This window comes from uncultured Pseudacidovorax sp., from assembly GCF_913773995.1.
GTDB lineage: Bacteria > Pseudomonadota > Gammaproteobacteria > Burkholderiales > Burkholderiaceae_C > Xenophilus.
On the sequence record NZ_CAJYES010000133.1, the window covers coordinates 1 to 7,068 of the forward strand.

Sequence of the window (7,068 nt, forward strand, 5' to 3'; positions counted from 1 at the left end):
TGCAACAAGCCGGTCAGCGCGAGCGTGCACCGGGAGCGCGCATGCCGGCGTCCTCTGCCGGGTTAGCGGCGCGCCGGTCGATCCGCCGAATCGCCGGTCGACCACCCGAATCGCCGGTCGATCACCCGAACCAGCGATCGATCACCAGAGTCAGCGATCGATCACCCGGCCCAGCACTTGCTCAGCCCATCGACCCACGGCCACAAAAGGCGCACCCCCTAGAATCCGCGCCCTTTGCCCGCCCCTGCCATGACCGCCCCGTCCTGCTGCGCCATCGACTTCGGCACCTCCAACTCCGCCATCGCCCTGCCCCAGGCGGATGGCAGCGCGCGGCTGGTGCTGGTGGAGGACGGGAGGCCCACCATGCCCACCACCGTCTTCTACGACGTGGAAGACCTCGCAGGCCACGAGGCACCGCGCCAATTGCATGGCCGGGCCGCCCTGGCCGCCTATGTGGAAGGCCGCGAGGGCCGGCTGATGCGCTCCATGAAGAGCATCCTGGGCTCGGGCCTCGCCGAGCAGTCCACCGAAGTGGGCGAAGGCCGCTCGGTGCGCTACCTCGACGTGATCGGCGACTACCTGCGGCACCTGCGCCGCCTGGGCGAACAGGCCGCCGGCGGCCCGCTGGCGCGCGTGGTGCTCGGCCGGCCGGTGCACTTCGTCGACGAGGACGATGCGCGCGACGCCAAGGCCCAGGCCTCGCTCGAAGCCGCGGCACGCGAGGTGGGCTTCGCCGAGGTGCACTTCCAGTTCGAGCCCATCGCCGCCGCCCTGGACCATGAGCAGTCCGTCACGCAGGAAGAGCTGGTGCTGGTGGCCGACATCGGCGGCGGCACCTCCGACTTCTCGCTGGTGCGGGTGGGGCCGCAGCGGCGCGAACGCCTGGACCGCAGGGACGACATCCTGGCCAACCACGGCGTGCACGTGGCCGGCACCGACTTCGACCGACGTCTGGACCTGTCCGCCATCCTGCCGCTGTGCGGCTACCGTTCGCTGGGCCCGGCCCGGCCGGGCGAACGCCCGCGCGAGGTGCCCAACGCGGTGTACTTCGACCTCGCGACCTGGCACCTGATCAACGGCGTGTATGCCACCAACCGCGTGCTGGAGCTGCAGCGCATGCGCAGCTTCTATGCCGACGCACGGATGCACGGCCGCCTGATGCACGTGGTGCAGGCCCGCATGGGCCACGCCCTGCTGGCGCAGGCCGAGTCCGCCAAGATCGCCGTGGCCGCGGGCGGCGCCACCACGCTGGCACTGGACGAGATCGAAGCGGGCCTGACCGCCTCGCTGGATGCCGCCACCGCGCTGGAAGCACTGGATGCGGACCTGCAACGCATCGCCGACGCCGCGGCCGTGACGCTGGCCCGGGCCGGCGTGACGGCGCAGGACGTGCACACGCTCTATTTCACCGGCGGCTCCACCGGCTTGCGTGCGCTGACCCAGCGGATCGCGACGGTGGTGCCCGGGGCGCGCGTGGTCCACGGCGACCGCGAATCGAGCGTGGCGCGCGGCCTGGGGCTGCACGCCTTGCGCATCTTCGGCTGAGCAGGCGCGAATGCGTCCGGGCTACCCGCCCGTTCTGCCCGCCGGTTTCATCGACGCCCCCCGAGCGGCCGGGACGTCGGCGGCGATCAGACGCGCAGGCCCTCCAGCGTCCGCTCATCGCGCAGCAGGGCCGGCAGCGACGCAAGGGCCGGCAGGCCCATGTAGCTGCGCAGGTGGTGGAAGTCCGGGTCGCTGTCGATGACGGCGTCCAGCTCCTGCGGTCCGAGCAACTGCCCACAGGCCAGGCGCTCGCCGATGCGGGCGCACAGGTAGCCGAGGGCCAGCGCCGGGGCGCGCGCCGGAGGCGCGGCCTCCAGTGGCGTGACCAGCACCGATTCGAGTGCCCAGGCATCGGCGGCCAGATGTGCAGGCAGCTTCCATTCGCGCATGAGCAGCTGGCCCAGCGCGCCCGCCGACACGCCCCAGTGCGCCTGCTGCAGACGCAGCCGGGGCAGCAATGCGCCAGGCGCCACCGCCTCGTCGGGCGCATGGCTGGCATGCTGGAAGGTCGTGGCGGCCAGATGGCCCACGAAGGAGATCACCACGCCGGTCGCCAGTGCCCCCGGGTCTTCCAGCTGCAGACGCGGCGCCAGACGCAGGCACAGCGCCCCCGCCAGACCGCCCGACGCATCCAGCGTGTCCAGCACCCGGCGGCCGAAGGGCGAGCTGCTGTTGAAGGAAATGCCCAGCATGTGCCGCAGGCAGATGTTGCGCACCGTGGTCAGGCCCAGGAAGGTGATGGCCTGGCTGACGCTGCCCACCGGCTGGCGCACGCCGTAGAGCGGCGAGTTGACGGCCGCCATCACCTTGGCCGCCACCAGCGGCTCGCCCAGCACCAGCGCCGCCAGCTCCGACGCGCCGGCGCGCGAGACGAAGTCGGGGGACACCAGCTGCTGCAGCGCGCGCGGCGGCGGCGGGATTCCACGCAGCACGGTACGCACGCGACGCGCCTGTTCGTCGAGCAGCGCGTCGGCGGCCGTGATCTGGAAGCTGGCCAGTTGCTCCGGCAGCCCACCTTCGGGTGGCAGGCTGTAGTCCCGCGTCGTGGCGGGGTCGGTGTCGTCGGCGCCATCGCGCCACTCGAATTCGGGCGTCAGAGGAGCAGGCACCGTCGCCGCATGCGGGACGGGCGAGATGGCCGTGTCCCCCGGCACGCTCGCGCGACCGGCGACCGACTGCCACCAGCGTTGCCAGCGCCCCGTCATGCCGACCGGCCGGCCCGGCCTCGCATCGGCCACGGCGTGCACCCCCGGCCGAGGACGGGGGAACGATCAGCACGAACGGGGCGCATGAGCATCGTGGAGTTGCAGATTGCACTCATCGCGCGAGACGCGCGCGGGCAGGGCCTGCATGGAAAAGGAAGTCGAAGGAATTATTAACGCTTTGTTTCAATTGGCGCAACCGGCTGAACGCAAAGCTATGATCGGCCGCCCTGGAGATGGCATTCCTCCATGAACCGCCGTGGCGCTTGCCCGGCTGATGATGCCTACATGCCCCTGACCTCGTCGGGAAGCTGTAGGCGCTCGCGTCCGCACTCGACGGCTGGGTCAGGTCCCCTCCCCTTCGCATCGACGACATGACCCGACATTCCCGCTTCGAGCAGCTCGCCCTGCTGCGCTCGGTCGCCAAGTGGCTGCCTCTGGCCAGCCTGGTGGCCGTGCTGGCCGGCTCGGCCTCCGCCTTCTTCCTCTTCGCCCTGGACGCCGCCACGCGCTGGCGAGAGACGCATCCCGCCATCATCTGGCTGTTGCCGCTGGCCGGTGCAGCCGTGGGCTGGATCTACTGGCGCCTGGGCAAGCAGGTCGAGGCGGGCAACAACCTCATCATCGACGAGATCCACGACCCCCAGAAGACCGTGCCGCTGCGCATGGCGCCGCTGGTGCTGGGCGGCACCGTGGTGTCGCACCTGTTCGGCGCCTCTGTGGGCCGCGAGGGCACGGCGGTGCAGATGGGCGGCGCGCTGGCCGATCAGCTGACACGCCTGTTCCGGCTCGACAACGAAGACCGGCGCATCCTGCTGATGGCGGGCATCGCGGCCGGCTTCTCGTCGGTGTTCGGCACGCCGCTGGCCGGCGCGCTGTTCGGGCTGGAGGTGCTGGCCATCGGCCGCATGCGCTACGACGCGCTCTTTCCCTGCACGGTGGCGGCCATCGTGGCCGACCAGGTGGGGCTGGCCTGGGGCGTGCACCACACGCACTATGTGGTGAGCAGCGTGGCCCCCGTCACGCTGTGGAGCGTGCTGGCGGTCACGCTGGCAGGCATCGCGTTCGGGCTCACCGGCCGGGTGTTCGCCGTGACCACGCACCGCCTGGGCGGCTGGGTGCGGCGCTGGATCGCCTATCCCCCACTGCGTCCCTTCGCGGGCGGGGTGGTGGTCGCAGTGGCCGTGTGGGCGCTGGACGCCCACCGCTACATCGGACTGGGCATTCCCACCATCGTGGCCGCCTTCGAGGGCCCGCTTCCGCCGTGGGACTTTCTGGGCAAGATGGCCTTCACCATCGTCTCGCTGGGCACCGGCTTCAAGGGTGGCGAAGTGACGCCGTTGTTCTACATCGGCGCCACGCTGGGCAATGCCCTGGCGCCGCTGCTGCACCTGCCGGTGTCGATGCTGGCGGGCATCGGCTTCGTGGCAGTGTTCGCCGGCGCGGCCAACACGCCCGTGGCCACCATCGTGATGGCAGTAGAGCTCTTCGGTCCCGCCATCGGCCCGCTGGCGGCCATCGGTTGCCTGGCCAGCTACCTGAGCTCCGGCCACACCGGCATCTACCACGCGCAGCGCATCGGGCATGGCAAGTACCGGCAGTTGCTGCCGGAAGGGCTGCGGTTGTCGGAAATCGCGCAGTTCCAGCTCAAGGCCAAAAAGGATCAGGAAGCGCCGGCGCCGGACCGCGAGCGGCCGTGAACGACCTGTGGGCTCAAGCCCGCATCGCCACCATCACCGAATACGCCTTCACCACGGCCGTGGCGGCGTGGCCCACCGCAATGCCGAGGGCATCGATGGCATCGTTGGTGACGCTGGCCGTGATCACCGCGCCGCCGGGCAGCGTCAGGCCCACGAGCGAGGAGACGGCGCCGCGCTCGACGCGCGAGACGGTGCCGGCGAACTGGTTGCGCGCCGACAGCTGGTAGCCGGCGAAGTCGGTCACCAGCACCACGGCCGAGGACTTGACGAGCGCGATCGCCTCCTTGCCCACGGCCGCCTGAATCCGCGTGGCCGCGGCGCTGGTCATGGTGGCGACGATCTCTTGCCCGCCCGCCAGTGCGATGGTCAGTTGGGTGGTCACGGGGCCGGCCTCGACGGCGCTGACGGTGCCGGCGAACTGGTTGCGGGCGGTGGTTTTCATGGCAATTCTCCGGAGAAGGCCGGCCAGGGCCGGCTGTTGGACAAGAAGGGCTTCTTGCGCGCGCAGGAAGTCGGCATGGGCGCCCTGCAGGCCGCGCCAGGCGGCCAGCAGCGCATGGCCTGCCGGTGTGAGCTGCGTGCCGCCGCCGCCTTTGCCGCCGGTGGCGCGCGTCAGCAGCGGCTCGTTGGCCAGGTTGGAGGCCGTCTCCAGCAGCAGCCACGCGCCCTTGTAGCTGTAGCCCGCGGTGCGGGCGGCGCGGTTGATGGAGCCGGTGCTGTCGATGGCTTCGAGCAGTGCGAAGAAGCGCGCGTCCAGTCGCCCGGCCAGGCGCAGCTCGCCGTGCAGCAGCGTGGCGTCAGGCATGGGCGGCTCCCAGCAGACGGCGCACGGCGGCGGCCTGCGGCGGCTCGTTGGCGCGCGCGGGGGCGCCGAGCAGCTCCAGTTCGACACCGGTGCCCCGCGCCACATCCACCTGCCGCACGGCGCGGCCCTGCTCGATGAGCACCGCCTCCTCCGCCAGCGCCAGCACGTCGTCGACGTCGTGCGTGATCATCAACACCGGCAACTGCCAGCGGGCGCAGACGGCGGCCAGTTCCTGCCGGAGGTCGTGGCGCAGCATGGGGTTGAGGGCGGCGAAGGGCTCGTCGAGCAGCAGCACCTGCGGCTCGCAGGCCAGGGCACGCGCCAGGGCGACGCGCTGCTGCTGACCACCCGACAGCGCCGCCGGCCGCGCATTCGCCATCGATTCGAGGCCGAAGCTGGCCAGCAGCTCATCCACCCGTTGCGCGGTGCGCGCATCCAGCCGCCGGCGCCACCAGGTGGTCAGGCCGAAGGCGATGTTCTGCCGCACGCTCAGGTGCGGAAACAGCGCGTAGTGCTGGAACAGGTAGCCCACGCGGCGCTGCTGGGTCGGCAGGTCGATGCCCGCGCCGGCGTCGAAGAGCGTGCGCCCGCCGATGCGCACATGGCCGCGCTCGGGCCGCAGCAGGCCGGCCATCGCCTGCAGCGTGAGCGATTTGCCCGCGCCCGAGGGGCCGTACAGCGCGACCATCCGCGCCTGGCTGCGAAAGCGCGTGTGCAGCGTGAAGCGGCGCTGGCCATCGGTCACGGCCAGCTGCAGGTCGACGTCGATCAGCGCCATCAGGAGGGCTGGCCGAAGCCGTACTTGTTCAGCACCTCCAGCGCGGGCGGCGTCGAGAGGAAGTTGATGAACTCCTTCGCCAGCGGCTTCTGCCGGCTCTCGCTGACCACCACCACGGGATAGCTCACCGGCGTGTGGCCGGTGGCGGTGAAGGCGATCTTCACCTTGTCGCCGCCGATGGCGGCATCGGTGCGGTAGACGAAGCCGGCATCCACCTCGCCGCGCGCCACGTAGTCCAGTACCTGGCGCACGCTGTCGGCGTAGACGAACCTGGGCTCCAGCGTGCTCCACAGGCCGGCGGCGTCCAGCGATTCCTTGGTGTAGCGGCCCACCGGCACGGTGGCGGTCTTGCCGATGGCGATGCGCTTGACGGCGGCGCCGGCCAGGTCCTTGGCCGAGGTCAGGGCCGGGCCGCCCTGCGCGGGCACCACGGCCACCACGGTGTTGAGGGCGAAGTCGCGCTTGCTGTCGGCGTCGAAGAGTTTCTTCTCGATGCCCTGCGTCACCGTGGCCTGATCGGCGCTGGCGAACACATCCACCGGCGCGCCCTGCGCGATCTGCTGGATCAGCGTGCCCGAGGCCGCGAAGTTGAAGACCAGTTTGGCGCCCGGATGGGTGGCCTCGAATTTGGGCGCCAGCTCCTTGAAGGCATTGGTCAGGCTGGCCGCAGCCGACACGGTGAGCTGCTGCGCCGCGGCCAGCGCCGGCAACGCGGCAAGGGCCAGCACAGCCAAACCGCGGCGGCTAACGCGGGCGAGGGACAGGGGACGGGGCATGGTGGGACTCCTTCTCGACAGATGCGACAGATGCGACAGATGCGACAGATGCGACAAAGACGATGCGATGGAGGGACGTGGCCAATGGGCGGGGCAGTTCAACGCAGCGACAGGAAGCGGTTGGACACGACCAGCAGCGCCACCGACAGCACCGAGGTGACCAGCACCAGCAGCAGCGCCGTGCGGTCCTCGCCGGCCTGCACGGCGTCGTAGATGGCCATGGACAGGGTCTGGGTCTTGCCGGGGATGGAGCCCGCCACCA

The 7,068-nt window shown here is 71.0% G+C and carries 6 protein-coding genes, 1 pseudogene and 1 riboswitch; of the genes and pseudogenes, 2 read left to right on the forward strand and 5 right to left on the reverse strand.

Annotated features, from left to right (window positions below; translation table 11 throughout):
- Positions 1-249: 249 nt before the first annotated feature.
- Complete coding sequence (locus tag QZ772_RS12025; RefSeq protein WP_295526409.1) at positions 250-1,545, forward strand: Hsp70 family protein; 1,296 nt, start codon at positions 250-252, stop codon at positions 1,543-1,545.
- A gap of 86 nt (positions 1,546-1,631) precedes the next feature.
- Here QZ772_RS12025 and QZ772_RS12030 read toward each other — a convergent pair whose 3' ends face one another.
- Positions 1,632-2,654, reverse strand: a complete 1,023-nt coding sequence (locus QZ772_RS12030) for an HDOD domain-containing protein (RefSeq protein WP_295526411.1) — start codon at positions 2,652-2,654, stop codon at positions 1,632-1,634.
- Between the two features lie 316 nt (positions 2,655-2,970).
- A riboswitch (Fluoride riboswitch) is annotated at positions 2,971-3,041 on the forward strand.
- Positions 3,042-3,121: 80 nt separating this feature from the next.
- Here QZ772_RS12030 and QZ772_RS12035 point away from each other — a divergent pair.
- Positions 3,122-4,447 (forward strand): voltage-gated chloride channel family protein, encoded by a 1,326-nt coding sequence (locus QZ772_RS12035; protein WP_295526414.1) that lies wholly within the window; start codon positions 3,122-3,124, stop codon positions 4,445-4,447.
- Between the two features lie 13 nt (positions 4,448-4,460).
- On the opposite strand, the gene QZ772_RS12040 is transcribed toward QZ772_RS12035, so the two are convergent.
- The 4 genes and pseudogenes from QZ772_RS12040 to QZ772_RS12055 form a co-directional block, all read right to left on the reverse strand.
- Complete coding sequence (locus tag QZ772_RS12040; protein ID WP_295526416.1) at positions 4,461-5,252, reverse strand: TOBE domain-containing protein; 792 nt, start codon at positions 5,250-5,252, stop codon at positions 4,461-4,463.
- On the reverse strand, positions 5,245-6,030 hold the full coding sequence (locus tag QZ772_RS12045) for an ATP-binding cassette domain-containing protein (RefSeq protein ID WP_295526418.1): 786 nt from the start codon (positions 6,028-6,030) through the stop codon (positions 5,245-5,247). Before QZ772_RS12045 ends, QZ772_RS12040 begins: the two co-directional genes overlap by 8 nt.
- Positions 6,030-6,806, reverse strand: coding sequence for a molybdate ABC transporter substrate-binding protein (gene modA / locus QZ772_RS12050; RefSeq protein WP_295526421.1), 777 nt, complete (start codon positions 6,804-6,806; stop codon positions 6,030-6,032). The genes QZ772_RS12045 and modA overlap by 1 nt, the downstream gene beginning before the upstream one ends.
- A gap of 98 nt (positions 6,807-6,904) precedes the next feature.
- Positions 6,905-7,068 (reverse strand): annotated as a pseudogene (locus tag QZ772_RS12055) (molybdate ABC transporter permease subunit); the annotation flags it as partial.